The sequence below is a fragment of the Agrobacterium sp. GW821-FHT02D03 genome (assembly GCF_059421725.1).
Window position 1 is genome coordinate 182,272 of record NZ_JBWKVN010000002.1, and the last position, 21,172, is coordinate 203,443.

18 protein-coding genes are annotated in these 21,172 nt (G+C 58.1%); 4 read left to right on the top strand and 14 right to left on the bottom strand.

What is annotated here, in order from left to right; genetic code table 11:
• Positions 1-14 precede the first annotated feature (14 nt).
• From AC07U5_RS14355 to AC07U5_RS14380, 6 genes are all read right to left on the bottom strand, one after another.
• On the bottom strand, positions 15-1,190 hold the full coding sequence (locus AC07U5_RS14355; RefSeq protein WP_494723401.1) for a PLP-dependent transferase: 1,176 nt from the start codon (positions 1,188-1,190) through the stop codon (positions 15-17).
• A complete protein-coding gene (locus AC07U5_RS14360; protein ID WP_494724245.1) occupies positions 1,187-1,879 on the bottom strand; it encodes a FadR/GntR family transcriptional regulator in 693 nt (230 codons plus the stop codon). Before AC07U5_RS14360 ends, AC07U5_RS14355 begins: the two co-directional genes overlap by 4 nt.
• A 301-nt stretch (positions 1,880-2,180) precedes the next feature.
• Positions 2,181-2,966, bottom strand: a complete 786-nt coding sequence (gene xth / locus AC07U5_RS14365) for an exodeoxyribonuclease III (protein ID WP_494723402.1) — start codon at positions 2,964-2,966, stop codon at positions 2,181-2,183.
• A 203-nt stretch (positions 2,967-3,169) separates the two neighbouring features.
• The gene (locus AC07U5_RS14370; protein WP_113179008.1) at positions 3,170-3,427 is read right to left on the bottom strand and encodes a hypothetical protein; all 258 of its coding nucleotides are present in this window, start codon (positions 3,425-3,427) and stop codon (positions 3,170-3,172) included.
• Positions 3,428-3,538: 111 nt separating this feature from the next.
• On the bottom strand, positions 3,539-5,380 hold the full coding sequence (locus tag AC07U5_RS14375; protein WP_113225810.1) for an ABC transporter ATP-binding protein: 1,842 nt from the start codon (positions 5,378-5,380) through the stop codon (positions 3,539-3,541).
• Positions 5,381-5,449: 69 nt separating this feature from the next.
• Entirely contained in the window at positions 5,450-6,646 is a 1,197-nt protein-coding gene (locus AC07U5_RS14380) for an aminotransferase class V-fold PLP-dependent enzyme (protein ID WP_494723403.1), read from the bottom strand.
• Between the two features lie 112 nt (positions 6,647-6,758).
• Between AC07U5_RS14380 and AC07U5_RS14385 the strand changes: the two genes are divergently transcribed.
• Positions 6,759-7,577 carry an IclR family transcriptional regulator gene (locus tag AC07U5_RS14385; protein WP_113273473.1) on the top strand — a complete coding sequence of 273 codons (819 nt, stop codon included), beginning with the start codon at positions 6,759-6,761 and terminating at the stop codon, positions 7,575-7,577.
• Positions 7,578-7,592: 15 nt separating this feature from the next.
• Here the strand turns inward: AC07U5_RS14385 and AC07U5_RS14390 are convergent, their stop codons facing one another.
• From AC07U5_RS14390 to AC07U5_RS14415, 6 genes are all read right to left on the bottom strand, one after another.
• Positions 7,593-8,105 carry a RidA family protein gene (locus AC07U5_RS14390; RefSeq protein WP_062426971.1) on the bottom strand — a complete coding sequence of 171 codons (513 nt, stop codon included), beginning with the start codon at positions 8,103-8,105 and terminating at the stop codon, positions 7,593-7,595.
• A gap of 32 nt (positions 8,106-8,137) precedes the next feature.
• The gene (locus tag AC07U5_RS14395; RefSeq protein WP_494723404.1) at positions 8,138-9,340 is read right to left on the bottom strand and encodes an amidohydrolase/deacetylase family metallohydrolase; all 1,203 of its coding nucleotides are present in this window, start codon (positions 9,338-9,340) and stop codon (positions 8,138-8,140) included.
• Position 9,341: 1 nt separating this feature from the next.
• On the bottom strand, positions 9,342-10,220 hold the full coding sequence (locus AC07U5_RS14400; protein WP_494723405.1) for an ABC transporter permease: 879 nt from the start codon (positions 10,218-10,220) through the stop codon (positions 9,342-9,344).
• Positions 10,221-10,236: 16 nt separating this feature from the next.
• Positions 10,237-11,178 carry an ABC transporter permease gene (locus AC07U5_RS14405; protein ID WP_494723406.1) on the bottom strand — a complete coding sequence of 314 codons (942 nt, stop codon included), beginning with the start codon at positions 11,176-11,178 and terminating at the stop codon, positions 10,237-10,239.
• A 141-nt stretch (positions 11,179-11,319) separates the two neighbouring features.
• On the bottom strand, positions 11,320-12,849 hold the full coding sequence (locus tag AC07U5_RS14410) for an ABC transporter substrate-binding protein (protein WP_494723407.1): 1,530 nt from the start codon (positions 12,847-12,849) through the stop codon (positions 11,320-11,322).
• A gap of 430 nt (positions 12,850-13,279) precedes the next feature.
• Complete coding sequence (locus AC07U5_RS14415; RefSeq protein ID WP_494723408.1) at positions 13,280-13,963, bottom strand: AprI/Inh family metalloprotease inhibitor; 684 nt, start codon at positions 13,961-13,963, stop codon at positions 13,280-13,282.
• Positions 13,964-14,165: 202 nt separating this feature from the next.
• On the opposite strand from AC07U5_RS14415, the gene AC07U5_RS14420 reads away from it, so the two are divergent.
• Positions 14,166-14,783, top strand: coding sequence for a hypothetical protein (locus tag AC07U5_RS14420; RefSeq protein WP_494723409.1), 618 nt, complete (start codon positions 14,166-14,168; stop codon positions 14,781-14,783).
• 7 nt (positions 14,784-14,790) lie between these two features.
• Here AC07U5_RS14420 and AC07U5_RS14425 read toward each other — a convergent pair whose 3' ends face one another.
• Together AC07U5_RS14425 and recQ are read right to left on the bottom strand one after the other, a co-directional pair.
• Positions 14,791-15,513 carry a L,D-transpeptidase gene (locus AC07U5_RS14425; protein ID WP_062426970.1) on the bottom strand — a complete coding sequence of 241 codons (723 nt, stop codon included), beginning with the start codon at positions 15,511-15,513 and terminating at the stop codon, positions 14,791-14,793.
• A gap of 123 nt (positions 15,514-15,636) precedes the next feature.
• Positions 15,637-17,496: a DNA helicase RecQ gene (gene recQ, locus AC07U5_RS14430; protein ID WP_494723410.1), complete on the bottom strand. Its 1,860-nt coding sequence runs from the start codon at positions 17,494-17,496 to the stop codon at positions 15,637-15,639.
• Positions 17,497-17,709: 213 nt separating this feature from the next.
• Between recQ and AC07U5_RS14435 the strand changes: the two genes are divergently transcribed.
• Both AC07U5_RS14435 and AC07U5_RS14440 read left to right on the top strand, forming a co-directional pair.
• A complete protein-coding gene (locus AC07U5_RS14435) occupies positions 17,710-18,783 on the top strand; it encodes a catalase family protein (RefSeq protein WP_112956434.1) in 1,074 nt (357 codons plus the stop codon).
• A gap of 71 nt (positions 18,784-18,854) precedes the next feature.
• Positions 18,855-21,131, top strand: coding sequence for an FdhF/YdeP family oxidoreductase (locus AC07U5_RS14440; protein ID WP_494723411.1), 2,277 nt, complete (start codon positions 18,855-18,857; stop codon positions 21,129-21,131).
• Positions 21,132-21,172 lie beyond the last annotated feature (41 nt).

A 21,172-nucleotide genomic window follows, 5' to 3' on the forward strand; every position in this document is an offset into this window, starting at 1 on the left:
TTCGTCACGATGCGTCAGGCCGCGGCAGATGCCGCTCTGATTGCCGGTTCGAGGTCGTTCCAGAGGGCTTCTGTGCCCTCCAGGCCCACATGCAGGCGCACGGAGCGCGCACTGATACCGAAAGTATGTGCTGAATTCGGTTGCGCCTTCTGCTCAAGCACCACCTCCCCTGGGACGATCAGGCTTTCATGTCCTCCCCAGGAAACACCCAGTTTGAAAAGCTGAAGCTGGTCGGCGAAGGCCCGTACATCCACACCTTCCCGGAAGATGAAGGAGAAGAGACCGGACGTGCCGTTTAGCCCAGGCGGAAGACGGTTTGCAAGTCCCGGATGGCAAACAGCCTCCACCACGTCGAGCGCCTGCAAACGCGATGCGATCGCAAGCGCCGATTCCTGATGCGCCTTCATGCGGATGGGAAGCGTGCGCAGCCCTCGGATCAACAGCCATGCGTCGAAGGGCGACATCTTGCCGCCAAGATAGGGGTAAGCTTCCGCGCGAATACGGTCGATCATCGCCTTGGAACCGGCAACAACGCCCGAAACAACGTCGCTGTGACCACCGAGATATTTCGAAGCCGAATGCACCACCATATCGACGCCAAGTGCCAGGGGCGTCTGGAAAATCGGGCTGGCCCAGGAATTGTCGATGACAGAGATCGCGCCGTGTCGCTTGGCAATCGCTGCCAAAGCACCGACATCATGCGCCTCCATCACCCAGCTTGTCGGGCTCTCCATGTAAAACAGCTTGGCGCCGGGCATCGCCTTCTCGACTGCGGCCTCATCGCGACCGTCGACATAGGTCACGTCAATCTTCATCCGCTTCATCAGGGTACCAAACAGACGGAAGGCATCCGGGTAGACGTGGCGGACCACGACGATACGATCGCCGGGAGAAACGAAGGACAGTACGGTGGACGAAATCGCTGCCATGCCACTGGCAAAACCGAGTGCGTCTTCAGCACCTTCGAGCTTCGCCAGCATCTCTTCAAACATGCGAACGGTCGGGTTTAGCCCGCGTGTGTAAACAGGACGGCTCTTTTCGCCACGATAGGTCGCGACCATTTCGTCATAGCTTGAGAAAGTGAAGAGCGATGTCTGCACCAGCGGAGGGACCACGGCTTCGAAAGCGTGCGTTTCGTCATGCGCGACAATGAGCGATGCTGCATCAAAAAAATCAGAGCCTTGGCTCATTTGGACATGTCCTTAATATCTTCCTCGACGATCGCGAGGATTTTCAATGTTTCCTGCCGCGCCGCCGACGTGTCGCCAGCCACAATCGCGTCGAACAGGGTGCGGTGAAATGGAAAGGAGCGAGAGGCGAAATCGGGCCTGTCGAATGGCTTGGACCAGAAGCGCTCGAAGCCTTCGCGCATCTGCTCGAGCAATTGCTTGAAAAGCGAATTGTGAGTGGCGTCGTAAATCGAGAGGTGGAAGGCGAGGTCCGCCTTGCCGGACGTCCCCTCGGCGAGATGAACGCGCTCCATCTCTTCCAGCCGAAGACGCATCGTTTCGATATCGTCCTCGGTGCGACGACGAGCCGCCGCCATCGACGCCTCAACCTCGATCCCACGGCGCACTTCCAGCGTCATCAAAAGCGCGTCTCGAAGGCTCTGCGCCTCAATGGAAATCGGCATATGGACAGTCGCGGTGGAAATCGGCTTCAAAAGATAATTGCCGCTGCCCTTGCGAGAGTCGATAATGCCGAGCGCCTGGAACTTTCGGATCACCTCACGAATGGTGGAGCGCCCGACACCAAGAGCTGACATCAACTCACGCTCGGCAGGTAGTCGGCTCCCCGGTTTCAGATCGGCCCGTTCAACAAACTCGACAAGCGCGCCTTCGACCTGCCGTACCCGGTCTATGGCCGGTAGCGGAGTCATCACATGCTTTTCGAGTGTCTGATCCATTTGCCCTCGCAACGCCAGCACCTTGAAATTGGTCTGACATCTTACCGATTAACATAATCTTGATTTTTAGAACCCGTCAAGCTGGGTGTCCAAGTTTTTAAGCAGCTCCGAAAATTGCAGAGCGCCCGGCCTGAAAAGTGAAACGGCGATGCCGATCAGATCATCGGCAAAGCATCGCCCATGCCATCGTGGACTAGGACTGTGCGCGATACGCGAAAGAGGAGACGTTCCGTAGGTCCGCAGGTGCGGAGCCTAATCCAGTCAACGAGGACGCTTACCTGCTAGGCTGATCTTTAAGCTCTATCCAGACCGGTGCGTGGTCGCTGCTGTGATCCCACGCTCGAACATGGTTGTCGACATCAGCTGCGATAAGGTCGCAAGCGGCTTCCGGACTGAGAAGGAAGTGGTCGATCCTGAGCCCGGCATTTCGGCCAAAAGCGTTTCTGAAATAGTCCCAGAATGTGTAGATCTGCTCGTCGGGATGAAGATGCCTTAAAGCATCCGTCCACCCCTGCTCAACAAGCGTTTTGAAGGCGTTTCGCGCTTCGATGCGGAAGAGTGCGTCGTCTTTCCACCGCTCCGGTTTGTAAACGTCGAGTTCTGTCGGCATGACATTGTAATCGCCGATAAGGATCGATGATACGTTCAGTTCGAGAAGCTCGGCTGCGTAGGCGCGCAACCGTTTAAGCCATCTGAGTTTGTAGTTGAATTTCGGTCCTGGATAGGGGTTGCCGTTCGGGGCATAAAGACAGCCGATCAGTATTCCATCGACAATTGCTTCGATGTAGCGGCTCTGGTCGTCTTTGCTGTCGCCTGGCAGTGCCTGTCTGGTGAGATGAGGTTGCTGCGACTTAGCCAGGATCGCCACACCATTCCAGGATTTCTGCCCGAGCCAGACAGCGCCGTAGCCAGCCGCTTCTATTGCTTTGATAGGAAACTTGTTCTGCGGGGCTTTCAGTTCCTGAAGACAAACAATGTCGGGCGACGCTTCATCCAGCCACCGGATGAGGTTTGGCAGCCGCCCGTTTACGCCGTTGACATTGTAGGTCGCAATTTTCAAGCGTTTACCCCGTGGATGACGCACGGATGCGGAACGGCGCATCCGATCTAAACTGTTCGCAGGCTGATCGTGAGGCGCTGCGGACTTGAACGAGCCGACGGCGAAAGACCAAGCGTAAGAAGCTCGGTCTTGTCATCTCAAATTTAGCGATCAGCGGCCGAACTGAGCGCGCGGTGTGGGGCTATTTCTGAACGTCCGGCGTCTCAGGCGCGATCGGTATCGCCGTTCTGGAACGTGCGGCGACCGTCACCTTTTGGCGGATCGAAGTCTTCCACCGGAGACGGTACCGGTTCAACCGGATCATGCGCGACACCGTCCGCAGCGGGCCAGTCATTGGACGGCTCGTGCACCTGCTCTTTATCGACCGTTCCGGTCGATGTCGGCGGAGAGACACCCCCGCCATGATCAGCCGACCATGTCTGCGGTGTCGCCTTTTTGTCGTCATTGGATGTGTTGGTCATGGCTTATCTCCCAAGTTGCCAAGGCTAACACAGTGGGACGGCTGTTGTTCCGAACCACAGAAAAATGCGCGCCACGTCAACCTCGGCAGCTGAATGCCATCACAACGGACGTCAACTCTCAGCCACGAGGTGGCCTTTAGACACTTCACGAAAACGAGCAGGCATCACCTTGTACTCGACCGGGCGTATGGGACTTTTCAGTTCCTCGACAACAGCTGCGCTTTTTACGCGTCTGCGTTCCGGGTCTGGTACCGGCACGGCAGACATAAGCCGCTTGGTGTAAGGATGCTGCGGGTTCCCGAAGACGGCAGCGCGAGGGCCGATCTCGACAATCTCCCCCAGATACATGACGGCGACGCGGTGGCTGACACGTTCCACCACGGCCATGTCGTGGGAGATGAACAGGAAGGCGAGGCCAAGGCTTTGCTGAAGGTCGAGCATCAGATTGATCACCTGCGCCTTGATCGACACATCCAGTGCCGAGACGCTTTCGTCCGCAACGATGACCTTTGGCTGGAGCGCCAGTGCACGTGCGATACAGACACGCTGTCTCTGCCCGCCGGAAAACTCGTGCGGGTATCGACCCGCCATATCGGGTGTTAGGCCCACTTTCGTCAGCATGTCGGCCACGACATCTTTCGCCTCTTTCGCACTTCCCATTCTGTGCTCGAGAAACGGCTCGGCGATGGCCGCGCCAACTGTCATGCGCGGATTGAGCGAGGCAAATGGATCCTGGAAGATCATCTGCACGGATTTGCGCATCTCGCGCATATCCTGCTTGCTCAGCGCCAGCACATCGCGGCCCTCAACAATAACGGAGCCGCTATCGGGTTCGATGAGCCGCATGATGGCACGGCCAGTCGTCGACTTGCCGCATCCCGATTCGCCGACAAGGGAGAGCGTCTCCCCTGCCTGGAGATCGAAAGACACGTCTTCCACGGCATGCACGCGGCCGGTGAGCGTGCCAAAGAGGCCGGAATGAATATCGAAGCGCTTGGTGAGATTGCGAACTTCCAGCACCGGCCGGCCTTCGACGACCGTGTCCTTCACTTCAACAGGCACATCGGACTGACCTGTCGTGACATCCACCACCGGAAAGCGCAAAGGTCTCTGGTGGTTTTGCATCGAGCCAAGCACTGGGACAGCGGACAAGAGCGCGCGGGTATAGGGATGTTGGCCACGATGGAAAATGTCGGCGGTCGGGCCGGTTTCCACCTGCTCGCCCCGATACATGACGACCGTCCGGTCGGCGATCTCGGCGACGACCCCCATGTCGTGGGTGATGAACAGAACCGAGGTACCTTCCTCCTCCTGCAGCATTTTGATCAGGTCGAGGATCTGTCCCTGAATGGTCACGTCGAGCGCCGTGGTCGGCTCATCGGCGATCAGCAACGAAGGCTTGGTTGCAAGCGCCATCGCAATCATGACGCGTTGGCGCATGCCACCGGAAAATCGGTGCGGATATTCATCGAAGCGAGAGGCTGCGGAGGGGATGCGGACTTTTTCCAGAATGCGGATGGTTTCAGCCCGCGCATCAGCCCTGCTTATAGGCAAGTGTGAAAGCAGTGCCTCGGAGATCTGATCGCCGATGGTGAGCAAGGGGTTCAGGCTCGTCATCGGCTCCTGAAAGATCATCGCGACATCATTGCCGCGCACCTTGCGCATCTCGTGCTCCGGCAGCGCAAGAAGATCACGCCCTCCCAGCATGACCTTGCCTTCGATCTTGCTCATGTCAGGTTGGAGCAAGCGCATGATGGAGAGCGAGGTGACCGATTTGCCGGAGCCGCTTTCGCCGACGATCGCGACCGTCTCGCCAGGCATGACCGTAAAGGAGATATCGCGGACCACCGGCTTCCAGGCACCATCGACAAGGAAGGATGTTCTGAGATTTTCAACGGCAAGAACCGGGCCGGTGGCCGGTGCAGTCGCGGTCTTGTTCAGGGCGTTGGACATCATCATCGTCGTTCCTCGTCAATTGGTTGGAGTGGCAGGCTATGCGGCCCCTCCGGGCCGCACGCTTGCTCAGTCGGGCCAGCGCAACGCACCATCAAAACGATGGCGGCTCAAATCCTCGAACGGCGTGGCGATGACTTCGTTCGAGGCACGCGCCTTATCCAGCTCTTCCGCCAGCCGTGCCGCGACGATGCGCTCCTGGCCGGGGTGGAGATTGCAGGGATCGAGGTAGAAGTAGTGGTGCTCTACCTCATGGTCGCGCACGATGATCGGTGCCGGGCCGCTGCGAAGGCGTGCGGCAAGATCCCAGGCCGTGATGTGAGCCTCCTGGGGAGAGACAATCACCCGCATACGATCCAATGGATTGTTCGTCGGGTCTGGCTCGATCAATGCGGTGATGCCGGGCCGATCGGAAAGCGTCTCCTTCCACAGGTTCAGATAGCCGGTCTCGCGCTCGCGTATGCTCACATGGTCACGCTTTTCCCAAGCTTCCAAGGCCGCCATCACGCCGAAGATGCTCTCCTTGCCCACCTTCATGCCGCGACCAATTCCCATGTTCTGGAGAAAGGCATTGCGCACGAGCTCCTTTTTGCCGGCCACGATGCCGGAGGTGGGGCCGCCCAGAAACTTGTGGCCGGAATAAAGCGCGATATCGGCACCCTGTTCCAGGAAGAGTCGCAGATCATATTCGGATGCAGCATCAACGATAACCGGCACGCCCTTGGCATGCGCGATCTCAACAAATTCCCTGAGATTGAGGAGACCATAATCGACAACGTGGTGGGAAACGACATAGACAGCCGCTGCAGTCCTGTCGGTAATCGCGTTTTCCATGTGATAGCGATGGGTGGACGTTGCCTGGCCAATCATCACCACCTTGCCGCCCGCAAGCCGGATCGACTGATCGACAGGCGCGCCATAGCTGACCATATGCCCCATTTGCACCAGAACTTCGTTCTTTGGCGTGGACGTTTCCGGCAGTCTCTCGATTGCCAGAAGATCTGGCCCTGTGATGGTGCCGGCCACCGCGAGACTAATACCAGCGGAGCAGGAGGCCGTAACAAAGCCGGCTTCACCGCCCGTCAGCCGAGCGATGACTGCACTTGCCTTGCGCTGCAGATCATTGATCTCCACGAATTGCGGGAGGATCGCCGCCATAGCCTCGATCGCTTCGGGAACCACGATGGACGCGCCAAGGCTCGTCATCGTGCCGGAAACGTTGATGACTGGCCGAAGGCCCATCTTCGTGCGGATATCGTCTGACATTCTCATCTCTCCAGTTTGCCAGCCTGTCTGGCGCATGATTTCTGTTGCCCCGCGTCAGGCTATGCCATAATAACGCAATAGGTTCTTTGATGTGCGGGAGCGTGAATTGGATATGACATCTTCATCTGGTGAAGCCCTCGAGCTCTCGTCTTCCGAGGAAGGCAGCAAGGCGCGGCGCTCGCGCGTCAGCGGCATCGACCGCGCCATTCAGATCATTGATCATCTGTACGAAACGGGGGCTCCGGCCGGTGCCTACGCCATTGCCAAGGCGGTGAAGGCACCGCTTTCGACTATTTATGCGATCATTGACGACCTTGTGGAAAAGAACATGCTGGCCCGTAACGACGATGGCAGCATCTGGCTTGGTGCGCGCCTCTATCATTACGGCCTCGCCTATGCCCGCTCGCTTGATTTCATGAGCGTCGCGATGCACGAAATGCATGATCTTTGCCGCGCCGCCGGTGAAACGGTGCAGGTTTGCGGACGCGACGACGAGCATATGCTGGTCCTCGCCATGGCCGATGGCCCCAGCCATTTTCAGGTCGCCTCGAGGGTTGGTACCCGCGTACCCCTGAACTGGACGGCGTCTGGACGCCTTCTTGTGGGCCACATGCCGGAAGAGCAACGCATCGACCTGTTCAAGCGCGGAGCCCGAATCTCTCCAACGGGGCGCGCTACCATCGACGCCAAAAACCTTTCGGACGCTGCGCGCAAGGCCTTCGAAGAACGTCTGTCGATCCAGGCGGGTGAATCCGACTACTCGGTTGCCTGCATCGCCTCGCCCATCGTCGATAACCGCGGAGACTGCGTTGCGACGATTTCCATCGTCCTTCCCGAGCAGAAAGTCATGGCCGACAAGACCGGCTACGCAGACCGCGTGAAAGCGTCGGCCGCAAGGATCGAACAGCTGATGGGATGGCGCAACCACTAATCGTCTCCTTGCCGGTTAATCCTGCAACGCAATGATTGCTTCGATTTCGACGGTGATGTTTCCCGGAAGCGAGCCGAAGCCGACAGCGGAGCGGGCATGACGACCAGCCTCGCCGAAGACGGCGTTGAACAGGTCCGAGCAGCCGTTGATAACCTGCGGGTGGTCCTTGAAGTCCGGTGAGGCATTGACCATCCCCAGCAGTTTCACGACCCGCTTGACGCGGGAAAGATCGCCGAGCGCCTCATTCATCACCGCCAGAAGATTGACGCCGGTCAGCCGCGCATCCTCATAGGCCTGCTCGACCGAGACATCCACGCCCACCTTGCCGGTATGCATGAAACCATTCGCCTCGCGCGGCCCCTGCCCCGAAAGATACAACATGTTACCTTCGACGACATGTGTCACGAAATTGGCGATGGGCGGTGGCGCCGGTGGAAGGTCTATGCCGAGTGCGGCAAGCCGATCGCGCGGCGTCTCTGCTTTCGCTTCGATCTTGATCGGGGACTGTGTCACGCAAACTCCTGTCATCTTTTCATTCATTCCAGCGGCGACCCGCCATCTTATCGGTACGAGTAGCCGTGGCTGTGGCGCACAAGCTTGCGCGCGCGTGGTATGTAACGGCTCGCGGCAATGGCTTCCCCGCCGATGACGGCATAGCGAGGCTCAAAGAGCTGCTTCAGCACCGAGACATCGCCATTGGAGTCGGTTGCCTCCAGATCGGAATCGACCAGATCGAAAATGGTGAAATCGGCGCGCGCTCCGACGGACAGCCGGTTTAGCATGTCGAGCTTGATGACCTCTGCCGGCGCATGCGTCACAGCATTCACCACCTTGTCGAAAGGCATTCCGACCGACAGAAGCTTCGACATGGTCGTTGCGAGATCCCAAACCGGGAAATTCATCGAATGGCCGTGCAGGTCGGTCGAGATGGAATGGGGCAGAAGTCCACGCGCAATCGCCGCCTCTGCCACTTTGAAGGAGAAGGACGCGCCGCCATGGCCGATATCGAGCCGGACCCCTTCGGATGCGCAGCGTTCAGCGAGGTTGAACAAGTCCTCGTCTTCCATGATTGACGAGCCGGATTTGCCGTTAAAGCAATGGGTCACAACGTCGCCGGGGCCTAGGATTTCCAGCACCTCATCATAGAGTGCCGGTGGCTCGCCGACATGAACCATCATCGGCACCTTGAGAATCTTGGCGATCTTCTTGCCGAGCTTGACCGGTGTCACGCCCCAGGAGCCGGTGATGACATGGCTCGCACGCACTTTGATGCCGACAATATGCTCGCTGTTTTCCGCATAGCATTCCAGGATTCGGTCGAGATCGATATCTCTGATGTCGCGCAGTTCCGCAACGCGGTTGCAGGCGACGAGACCGATCGAACCGAGATTGAGGAAGGCCTTGATCCGCTCTCGGGACGGCTCGATGATATATTCGCGGAAGCCATGAAAGTTCGCTTCACCCGCAGATCCTGCATCGACGAGCGTCGTGACGCCGCGCTCGGCACCGCATTCGGACGGACGGATCGAGATGTCTGTGCCTCCGTGCCAGATATGGACGTGCAGATCCACCCAGCCCGGCGATATCCAGGCACCCTTGCCATCGATCACCGTTGCCTCATCCGACGCAAGCGCCTGTCCGGTGGCGGCAATGTTGCCGTCGCTGTTCACCAGAATGTCGGTGACGGCATCTTTTCCGCTTCCGCCGAAAGCCATGGGCTTGACGTTCTTGATGAGCAGCGGCTTCGCCTGTTGGCCGGTCATATTACAAATCCCTTCGCAGTCTTGGATCGAGCATGTCCCGCAACCCGTCGCCGACCATTTGCAGCGAGAGAACGGAAAGAATAATGGCGAAGCCGGGGAAATAGGTCATCCAGTCGGCTTGCCCGATATATTGGCGGCCAGCGGCAATCATCGTGCCCCAAGTCGGAATTTCCGGGCTGACACCAAGCCCAAGAAAAGAGAGGCCCGCTTCCGCCAGCATGGCGCTGGCAAACAGGAACGAGGCCTGCACCAGGATCGGCGACAACAGATTGCGCAGCACATGGCGCGTCATGATGTGGAAGGTCGATATCCCAAGCGCCTGGGCCGCCTCGACATAGGGAAGCTCCCTGATGACAAGGGTCGAGGCGCGCACGATGCGGGCGAGGCGCGGCGAATAGACGATGGAAAGCGCGACGATCACGGTGGTGAGCGATGGTCCAAGGGCTGCAACGAGCGCAATGGCGAGAAGAATATCCGGGAACGCCATCATTGCATCGATCAGGCGCGCAATCGGTGTGTCCAGCCGCTTGAAGAAACCCGCCAGCAGACCAAGCGTCACACCGATGATCGCGGACAAAGAGACGACGGAGGCGCCCACAAGTAGCGACAATCGGCCTGCATAAATGGTGCGCGAAAAGACGTCGCGGCCAAATTCATCCGTGCCGAACCAGAAGGTTTCGCTGGGCGGCTTGAGGCGATTGACGATGGACAGCTTGGATGGCGAGTAAGGTGCAATCCAGGGCGCGAGCGCGGCCAGAAGTACGAAGATGATAAGCACGATCAGGCCGAAGGCCACCGTCTTTCGTTTCAGAAACCGTTTGAAAAACTTCATGCCTTCGCTACCTGACGGCGTCGGCGTAGTTGTAGCAATATCCGTCATCGGTTCCCGCCCCCTTTTAGTAGCTCACGCGCGGATCGATCAGCAGGTAGAGCATGTCGATCGCGAAATTGATGAGGACGTAGAGCGCTGCAATGACGAGAAGCGCACCTTGAATGACCGGATAATCTCGTCGTAGAACCGCGGAAACCACGAGACTGCCAACGCCTGGAAGCCCGAAGACCGTCTCGGTGACGACAGCGCCTGAAATGAGTACCGCAGCCGTCAACCCGAGAACGGTGAGGATGGGGATGAGCGCGTTCTTTAACGCGTGCTTCATCACCACCCGCCGTTCGACCACACCCTTCGCCCGAGCGGTGCGAATATAATCGTCGCCAAGCACATCAAGCATTGATGCGCGGGTGAAGCGGAGGATCAATGCCGACGACACCAATCCGAGTGCGAAAGCCGGAAGCGTGAGGTGGTACATGCGATCGAGGAAGCTTGAACCAGGACCACCATAGCCCGACACCGGGAAAAGATTGAGCCGCACCGCAAAGAACTGCATGAGGATGAGGCCAAGCCAGAAGCTCGGAATGCTGGCCGCAAGCATCGCAACGGTCGTTGCAGCCTGGTCCACGAAGGATCCGCGGCGATAGGCGGCGTAAATGCCAATGGGCAAGGCGATGACACTGGCAATCAGCAACGAAAACAGTGTGAGAAAGAAGGTCGGTTCAGCGCGATCAAGCAGCGCCGTCGTGACGGGCATATTCAGGAAGATCGACTGCCCAAGATCGCCTTTCAGCATCTGGCCGATGTAGTAGAAATATTGCACGGCCAGCGACTGATCGAGCCCCAAACGCGTTCTCAAATCAGCAATGTCTTGTGCCGACGCATCCGGGCCGAGCATGACGGCTGCCGGGTCGCCCGGGGTGACGCGCACGATGATGAAGACGATCGTGACGACGAGAAACATCACAACGATCATGCCTGCGAGGCGCTGGAGAATATATCGTATCATGGGCTTGGCGTTCCCTTGCCGCAGGGTAAAGGAGTCTGCTTGAGTATGCGTTGCTGGATTGCGTGTCGGTGTCGCGCCACCTCTCTCTGAGTCCCGTTGGACATGAGATGAACAATGGCGCGACGACGCTCGCTCGATGGACTACTTCTTGATGGAAGCGTTCCAGAAGTAAGGCCAAGGTGCCGCCTGGATACCCTCGATCTTTTTCGACTTCGCAGCGACCGCATTGAAGTCACCGATCTTCATGTAGGGGATCTCCTCATACATGGCCTTTTGAACATCAGCCCAGAGAGCGATACGCTTTTCAGGATCGGATTCGGCCGAGAACGCTTCAACTGTCTGCTTGCGCAGCGGCGTATCCCACCATCCTGGCGATGTCGGCGCGAGAGAGCCGATCAGAGCTGGCTCTGGCAGGAATGGGCTATGGGTAATGTAGATGTCCCATAGCGCCTTGTCTGCGCGGCGTTGGGTAAGCGTTGCCCAGTCCACCACCTGCATGTCCACCTTGAAGCCTGCAAGCTTCAGATACTCGGCAGCGACCTGCGCCATCTTGTAATGGAACTCGTATTGACGGCTTGTGAGGATGCGGATGGGCTTTTCGCCGTCATAGCCTGCGGCCTCGGCGGCTTTTGCAGCGCCTTCCGGATCGGCAATATTGTAATTGCCCTCGACGCCTGCATTCGTGTTCCAGATAAAGTTCTTCGGATAGATATCACCGTCAAGCGCATAAAAATCCGTGCTGCCAAAGGCGGCTGCCAGCATGTCTTCCATGCTGAGCGCCTGGCGGATTGCCTTGCGCATCGCGACATCCTTGGCAAGCCCCTGCGCCGTATTGAAGACGAAGACCGGGTAGCCGAACGGCTTCAGGACAACCGGCTCTGTCGCCGAAGAAGACTTGATCTTGTCGAAGGATTCGACCGGGATCGAGTCGATGTAATCATATTGACCGGAAACCGCCGCCTCGACGCGGGTGTTGGCGTCAGGCACGGGGACGAAGCGGATCTCGTCGAGATACTGATGCCGCGCGCCACCATACCCATTGCCGTCGCCTTCACGGGACTTATATCCATCGAAGCGGACGAGCTGGATATATTGGTCGGCCTTGCGCTCCTTCAGCATATAAGGGCCGGTACCGATAAACTCCTTCATCGGCTCTTCCTGCTTTTCCTTAGGAAGAATGATCGCCGCGGAGTTGTTGAAGGCAAGAAGCGAAACGAGCGGCGCATAAGGCTGCTTCAGCGTGATCGTGACGGTCAACGGGTCGGTGGCTTCGATCTTGTCGATAAAGGACGCGGCCTGCTTGCCGCGCGATGCAACTTTGATCCACCGATCGAGGGAAGCAACGACATCATCCGACGCCATGTCGGAACCGTCGTGGAACTTGATGCCGGCGCGCAGCTTGATCGTGTAGGTTTTTCCGTCTGCGCTGATCTCCGGAAGACTTTCCGCCAAAAGCGGTGTCGTCTTCCACTCCTTGTCGAAGGTATAAAGCGTTTCGAAGATGTGCTGCGTGACGATGCCGACGAGATCCGCGGTTGATGCCATTGGATCGAGCGTTGGCGGCTCACCGATGGTTGCGACATTGATCACGCCACCACGATCCTGCGCAAAGAGAACCGACGGGCTGACGATCAGTGCCGTGGCGAGAAGGAATGCGAGCTTCAGTTTCATATCATACTCCCAGCTTTATTGTTCCGTTATTGTGTTATATAAGCTTTTATAAGAGAATATCGGAAAGGGAGTTGCTGTCAATCACGTTCTTTATGGTGAGTTAGGACGTGCTGAAACGCAGGGCGATTCATTGTCACCTTCCACTAGAGGGGAGCGGCACGCTTGGCTGAAACTGGATGAGGCGAGATGACGGGTTATAGAGTTTGACCGGGGTCGGATTTCTCGCTGGTGCGCGAGTGCGATCTGTAATGATCGGCAACCTCGCCAAAGGACAGCGGGATTCCGCCACTGTCGAGATGGTGTCGATCAGAGATTTAAGCAGCGATGTCACATGTGGCGGGCGCTTTTAGACTTTTACCGTCGAGTTCAGCTGGCCTGGAACGCCTGATAAACTCCGGCTAGCCTGGTCGAGGCCTCACCCGTGAGACGCCTATTTATCGCGCTTCAGTTGATATCGGTCATCATCTGTGACGAACCCGTCGTTCGTTGGAATCAGCGAGTAAGCGTAGTCTTCGCCACCGACGAACACGAGCTTGATCTCATCGATCTGCCATCCGTCCATTTTCTTCTTTTTGACACTGGCAGCGCAGTCGCCACTGATCTGCAGGCTCTTGGTGTCGTCACCCCTGGTGGAAGCGGTATCCAGCAAAGACAGATGGCAGAGCGCTTTACCCTTCTTGTCGGTTAAAACCCATTTACCGATAGCGTCCTTCTCCGTTGCGGCACGGTCCATCTTTCCAGGCTCAGGAACGAAATAAATACGGGGTGACCGCTCGATATCCGTCACCCATGGACCAACCTCCCGTTCGCCGAAACCGATGATCTCTTTTCTGGTCGCGTCGCGCAGGACTATCCCTGGACCGGCGAAATCCCAGGCAGCGATCTGATCGTGCCAGGGTGCGCCGCACGTCTTTCCTTCCGTCACGGCTCGGCCGCCGATCGTCTTGTCTTTCTTCAGCGTGATGTGACAGCCGAGGCTTCCGTCCTCCGACACGATCAACCAGTCACCTACCGTCGCGTCTACAATGTCCTCACTGACCTCCTGAGCCCGACCGACACCGCTCGATGCCAGCATGATAGCAAAGCTTGTCAGCACGCTCCGAACTACTCGCATCATCCACCCCCCAGATACGATCTTGTTCCTATTGGGCTCCGCTTCCGGTTTTTTATCAAGACCTATTTGTGAGGTGGCGGTCAGGCTGCCATTCGCCCGCAACGACGGCTGGCGGCGATAACGTCCTGATTTGCTTCGTCAAGATGATGAATTGCAAGTTCCCGTGTTGACCATATCCAACGCGACCACCACTTCAGTATCTATGGCGAAAAAGAAATCCAACACCGTGCCGCTTCTGAAGGAGTCCTGGACGCTGCCGCCCGCGGCAACGCTCGGCTCATCCGTCCGTGCCAAGGGCATCTTGATGGAGTTGCGCGCCAAATTGCCTTTCGCCGTCCGCAGGGATCTGGATATCGCAGGCATGGTTTTGACCCTCGCGGTTCCAGAAGACGACGAGGACGAATTCAAGACGGCGCGCGCCAAGGTCTCGAAATTGCTGGAAACCATGGAAAGCCTGCCGGTGCTGCCGCGCGAGATCGAGGATATCCTGACCATCTCCACCACAGAGCGCCGACGCTGGCTTGAAGATGGTCGCCTGCCGAGCGGCGGCATCAGGACGGTAAGACTGCGTGGCAGGGCGAAACGGATCACCTTCCACGTCTTCGAGCCGAAGGTCATCGAGGAGCTTCTCAACAGTGGCGCCATCGACGAATGGCGAGAACATGATCTCGCCGCGAAGGCAGAGAACAGACGGCGCGCGGCGCATCAAGCCAAGCTGACACGTTCGCTCAAAAAGGCGAAGTCGGCGCGTCCGCCTGAGCGTAGTTCGGCCGAACTCTCCGGTTGGGAAGAGTTCGACCGCGATGGCCTTCTTCGATAGCGCAAAGCTACGCTGTGGCGCGGGCGCCGAGCGGGCCTTGATGGACGACAATCCGAGCGTGGTATGGCACGCGCTGGTAAAGATCGATCACGTCCTGATTGACGAGGCGAACACAGCCCGAAGAGGTTGCCTTGCCGATCGACTGCCACTCCGGCGAACCATGGAGACGGTAGAGCGTGTCCTTGCCGTCCTTGAAGATATAGAGCGCGCGGGCACCAAGCGGGTTCTTGATCCCCGGATCCATGCCGCCATTCTCGACGGAGAAGCGTGCCAGTTTTGGTTGACGAGCAACCATCTCAGCCGGAACCTTCCAGCGTGGCCAAGGCTGGCGCCAATGAACGATCCCCTCACCTTCCCAGGCAAAGCCGTCGCGTCCAAGGCCAACGCCGTAGCGCATCGCCGTTCCGCCAGGCTCGACCACATAGAGGAAGCGGTTTGGCGTATCGACGACCACGGTGCCGGGCTTCTCGCCTGTAGGGTCTAGCACGCGCTGACGGTAATATTTCGGATCGATCTGCTGGTAGGGAATTGCAGGGAGGCTGTGTCCGCCATCCTCCAACGCCGCGTAGCGCTGCTGCAACTCCGCCTCATCCGGCGGCACGATAGGCCGCCGAGCGGCTTGCGGCACCACTGCGGGTGTGGAGTTTGTCTGGCAGCCCGCAAGCGCTGCCGTTGCCGAAAGCGTTCCGAAGATAAAGCTGCGACGAGATACGCGCTGAAGAAGTGTCATGTGGGAAATCCATAGAAATTGCGCCTCCTTCTTGCCCATCGAAAAACGCATGGCAAGCCGGAGAAGATCACATCCATGGCATCGGACTAATATACACTGAGGGCTGCGCCAAAAGTGTCACGGTCATCGCGAATGCGCGTTGATGACCTCAAGAAAGGCGTCGCCGAAACGCTCCAGCTTTGAAGGCCCGACGCCGGAAATATCCAGCATCTCGTCTTCGTCGGATGGCCGTTCGGTCGCAAGCGCAACCAACGTCGTGTCGGGAAAAACGACATAGGGCGGCACGCCGAGATCCTTGGATATGTCCATGCGGACAGCGCGTAACGCCTGAAAGAGCTCGAGATCGGCGCCTTCCAATCCAGACTTCGCATTTGCTGAACTTGCCGAGGACGATCGGGACGCCTTGCCCGTCGTCGGCCGATCCTTGCGGAAGCGGACCTCGCGTTCCTTTTTGAAGACGGCGCGCGATGCCGGCTCCAGCTTGAGAGCTCCATAAGCGCCATGATCGACGCTGATCAGTCCCGCGGCAAGAAGCTGGCGATAGACCGATTGCCAGGTCTTGGCCGGCAGGTCCTTGCCAGCTCCGAAAACCGGCATATCGACGTGGCCGAAGCGGGTGGTCTTGTCAGTCTCGTTGCCGAGCAGAACATCGACGAGGTGTCCGGTACCGAAGCGCTCTCCCGTTCGATAGATCGCCGCCATCGCCTTGATCGCGGCATCCGTCCCATCCCAGGTTTCCACCGGTTTCAGGCAGGTATCGCAGTTGCCGCAATTTCCACCATGGGCTTCGCCGAAGTGCTTGAGGATCGCCTGCCTGCGGCAGCCGGCCGTCTCGCAAATGCCAAGCAGCGCATTGAGCTTGGCGCGCTCGACACGCTTGATCTCTGGGCTTGAATTCCCCTCATCGATCATGCGACCGCGCTGGATGACGTCAGCCATGCCATAGGCCATCCACACGTCCGAGGGCAGCCCATCGCGCCCCGCACGCCCGGTTTCCTGATAATAGGCCTCAACCGATCCCGGCAAATCCAGATGGGCGACGTAGCGCACATTCGGCTTGTCGATCCCCATGCCGAAGGCGACCGTTGCCACGAGGCAAAGTTCTTCCTCCTTCAGGAACGCGTCCTGATGGCGGTCGCGCATCTCCCGCTCCATGCCGGCATGATAGCCAAGTGCCCTGATGCCCTGCGTGTTCAGCCACTCCGCCGTTTCATCCACCTTGGCGCGGGAAAGACAATAGACGATGCCGCTCGACCCTTTGTGGCGCGACAGGAAGCGCAGCAATTGCTGCTTCGGTTGATCCCGCTCGACGATTTCATAGCCGATATTGGGCCGGTCGAAGGAGGTGGTGAAAACACCAGCGGACTGAAGTTGCAGTCGTTCAATGATGTCATCACGGGTATGAGGATCGGCCGTCGCCGTCAGCGCCATGCGCGGAACGCCGGGATACTCTTCTGCCAGACGGCCAAGTTCGCGATATTCAGGCCTGAAATCATGGCCCCACTGCGAAACACAATGTGCTTCGTCAATCGCAAACAGCGCGATTTTCGTGCGCCCCACGAGATCCTTGAAGCCTGACGTGACAATGCGCTCAGGTGTCACATAGAGTAGATCGAGCTCACCGCTATGGACCGCGCTGCGCACATCCATGAACTCTTCGCGCGACAGCGACGAGTTGAGCGCCGCTGCGCGAACACCAAGTTGCTTCAGCGCTTCGACCTGATCGCGCATCAGCGCGATCAACGGAGAGACCACGATCCCAAGCCCATTCCTGCAAAGCGCTGGAACCTGGAAACACAGCGATTTGCCCGCGCCGGTTGGAAACAGCACAACGGCATCGCCACCCGCCATCACATGGTCGACAACCTCTTTCTGTCGGCCTCTAAAAGAGGCGTAGCCATAGACGCGTTTCAACAGCGAAAGCGGCGTTTCGCTTCCGCTCTCGGCAAAAAGACTTTTGGTAGGACTGTGGGACTGCGGCATGGAATCGCTCGTTAGGCTAAAGGCACTCTATGCCATAGAGCGCCGACAAGCGCGAGCTTTGTACGAAATCGGATAGCGAGTTCGCGCAATTGCGGGCAGACCAAGCGATTGTCGATGCAGCCCAGCGCACCCAGACAGCTTCCATGACGGAGTGGTTGATGAGGAACCTTAGTCACGGGACGGCGTTTCTCGTTTTTGCTTAGGAGCGCAACTTTGACAGCCCAGCCCATCCGCTATTCCGCCGATCTGGAAACCGTGAGAGACAAGGAGCCGGAAACCATCTCAGGCCTCATCGAACAGTTCGATACCATCCTCGAAACCACGGCCAAGAATTACGGGCACGCGGTTCGCTCCGTCCACGCGAAAGCGCATGGCATCATCGAAGCGGAGATGGTGGTAAAACCCGGTCTGCCGCCGGAACTGGCACAGGGCCTATTTGCCACCCCCGGCACGCACAAGGCCTTCATGCGCCTCTCCACCAATGCAGGCGATATCCTTCCCGATGCCGTGTCGCTTCCTCGCGGAATGGCGTTGAAGGTGCTGGATGTCCAAGGGCAGCGCTTGCCCGACGCGGAAGGTTCGACGCAGGACTTCGTCATGGTCAACGGTCCGGTCTTCCAGGCACCGAATGCGGAGAAATTTCTTTCCAGCCTCAAGCTGCTTGCCAAGACGACCGACAAGATGGAAGGCACAAAGGTGGTGATGTCGAGCGTGCTTCAGACCGTCAATAAGGGTCTTGAAGCGGTGGGGGTCTCTAGTCCCGCCATCCAGTCGCTCGGTGGCGCACCCGATGTCGATCCGCTGGGTGAAACCTACTTCAGCGTGACGCCTTTCCGCTATGGCGACTATGTCGCCAAGTTCCGGCTGAAACCCGTTTCGCCCGACCTGACGAAACGCACCGGAACAGAGATCGACGTCAGCGTGCGAGAAGACGCCATTCGCGAAACGGTCCAGGCAGAAATGCAGGAAACCCATGGCGTTTGGGAGTTTCAGGTCCAGCTCTGTCGCGATCTCGAAAAACAGCCAATCGAAGACCCTACGGTTGAGTGGAAAGAAGACGATGCACCATTCGTTACCGTCGCGACAATTACGGCACATCCACAGGATAGCTGGAGTGATGAGAAGGTGCAGAAGGTGGACGAAGAGATGCGGTTCAGCATCTGGACAGGTCTTACCGATCACCAGCCGCTCGGCAATATCAACCGGGCGCGGAAGGACACCTACCGCCACTCAGCCGAGTTCCGGGCGAAATTCAACGGCTGTCCGTTCCATGAGCCTGCCGCATAAGCGCGCCCAATGATTGCTGAAGGCGCTCCGTTTCCGCGGAGCGCCTGCTCCTTTTTTGAATGGAAGACATCATGACCGACACCATCCTGAACCCTGAATCTGAAGGTCCCTCTGGCGGTTGGGGATCGGTGAAATCGATTGCGCGAATTCTGGGTGACGACAAACCCTCGCCCATGGTGCTTGAGGAATTGGCACGGCAAAACAAGCCCGGCGGCGTGATGTGCGTCTCCTGTGCCTGGCCAAAACCGGCCAACTATCATCCCTTCGAATTCTGCGAGAACGGCGCCAAGGCAACGATCTCCGACCTGACCAGCGCGCGATGCACGCCGGATTTCTGGTCCGATCACACGGTCCAATCACTTCGCGGCTGGAAAGACTACGATCTCGAACAGACGGGCCGGCTGACGCACCCACTTCGTTATGACGAAGCCAGCGATCGCTATGTCGAAGTCTCGTGGGATCAGGCCTTCGACGATATCGGCCAAACCCTGAAGTCCCTTCCACGCGAGAGTGTCGTCTTTTACTCCTCTGGACATGCGGGCCTGGAGGCTTCCTATCTCTACGCGCTGCTTGCCAGAACCTACGGCAACAATAACCTGCCCCAAAGCTCGAACATGTGTCATGAGACGACCTCGGTCGGCCTGCAGAAGGTCATCGGCTCGCCTGTCGGTACCGTCGTCTGGGAAGACCTTGAGAAAGCCGATGCGTTCTTTTTCTTCGGCCAGAACCCCGGTTCGAACAGTCCCCGTTTCCTTCATCCTCTGCAGGAGGCGAAAAAGCGCGGTGCCAAGATTGTCACCTTCAATCCCGTGGTCGAGCAAGGGCTCGTCTCCTTCGTCAATCCGCAAAGCCCGGTCGACATGCTGACGGGACGTGAAACGCAGATCTCGGACGAATATCTTCAAGTGAAGGCTGGAGGTGACATAGCCGCCATCCTCGGCCTCTGCAAGGTGGTGATCGAAGCGGATGATGCGGCCGTCAGCACGGGGGCAGCGAGGGTCCTCGATATTGCATTTATCGAAGAGCATACGGTTGGCCTGGAAAGTTTCATCGATCTCGTGCGCAGCACCGACTGGTCGGTCATCGAGAAAGAAAGCGGCCTGACAGAGACGGCAATCCGCCGCGCCGGCGAACTCTACATCCAGGCGGAACGCGTCATCGGTGTCTATGGAATGGGCCTGACCCAGCATTCGCAAGGGGCACTCAACGTTGCAATGGTGGTGAACCTACTTCTGCTACGTGGAAATATTGGCCGTGAAGGTGCTGGATGCTGTCCTGTACGCGGTCACTCCAATGTCCAGGGCCAGCGCACCGTGGGCATTGCTGAAAAGGCAAAGCTGATCCCGATGGACAAGCTGAAGGCCCTCTTCGACTTCGATCCGCCGACAGAGGATGGGGTGACCATTGTCGACGCCGTCAAGGGCATGATGTCGGGCCAGATCAAAGCGACGATCTCGCTTGGCGGCAACCTTGTGCGCGCCGTTCCAGACCAGAAGGCCATGGAAGAGGCATGGGCGAGCCAGGATCTCACGGTCGTCGTTTCCACCAAGCTGAACCGAAGCCATCTCTTTCCGGGAAAGAAAGCTTACATCTTGCCTTGCCTCTCGCGACTGGAACGAGACGAGCAGGCATCCGGTCCGCAATCGGTGACGACCGAAGATAGCTTCTCGCATATCTCGGGCTCCGTCGGTAAACGCACGCCAGCATCGAAGCATCTGAAAAGCGAACTGGCGATTGTGACGAGCATCGCCAAGGCGGCTGTCGCGTCCAACCCGAAACTAAAATGGGACGAATGGACCGCCGACTACAGCCTCGTCCGAGACCTCATCGAGGCCACGTATCCAGATCAGTTCAGGGCTTACAACGATCGTATGTTCGAACCGAGCGGCTTTTATCGTGGCAATTCGGCCCATAACCGGGTCTGGAAGACGGAGGAAAAGAAAGCGGTCTTCACCACGCCGAAGCAGCTCAATGCTCTTTCGTTCGATGATGCGGAAGGCCGCTTCCGCCTGATCACCATGCGCTCCAACGACCAGTTCAACACGACGATCTACGGCTATTCGGACCGCTTCCGCGGCATCGAAGGAACGCGCGACGTGCTGTTGATGTGCCGTGAGGACATCCACTCGGCTGGTCTTTCGGAAGGCCAGGAGGTTAAGCTCGTCAGCGACTTCAACGACGGCGTGCGACGTGAACTCGCTGGACTGAAGGTCAGGGAACACAATCTCCCGCGGGGAACGATCGGCGCCTATTACCCGGAAGCCAACGTTCTCATTGCCATCGACCATCACGACGAACTGTCGAAAACGCCAGCTTCGAAGGCCGTACCCGTTCGCATCGAGGCTTGAGACCTGTGAAGTGCACTGGGTCTTAATAAGCCGCGAAATCG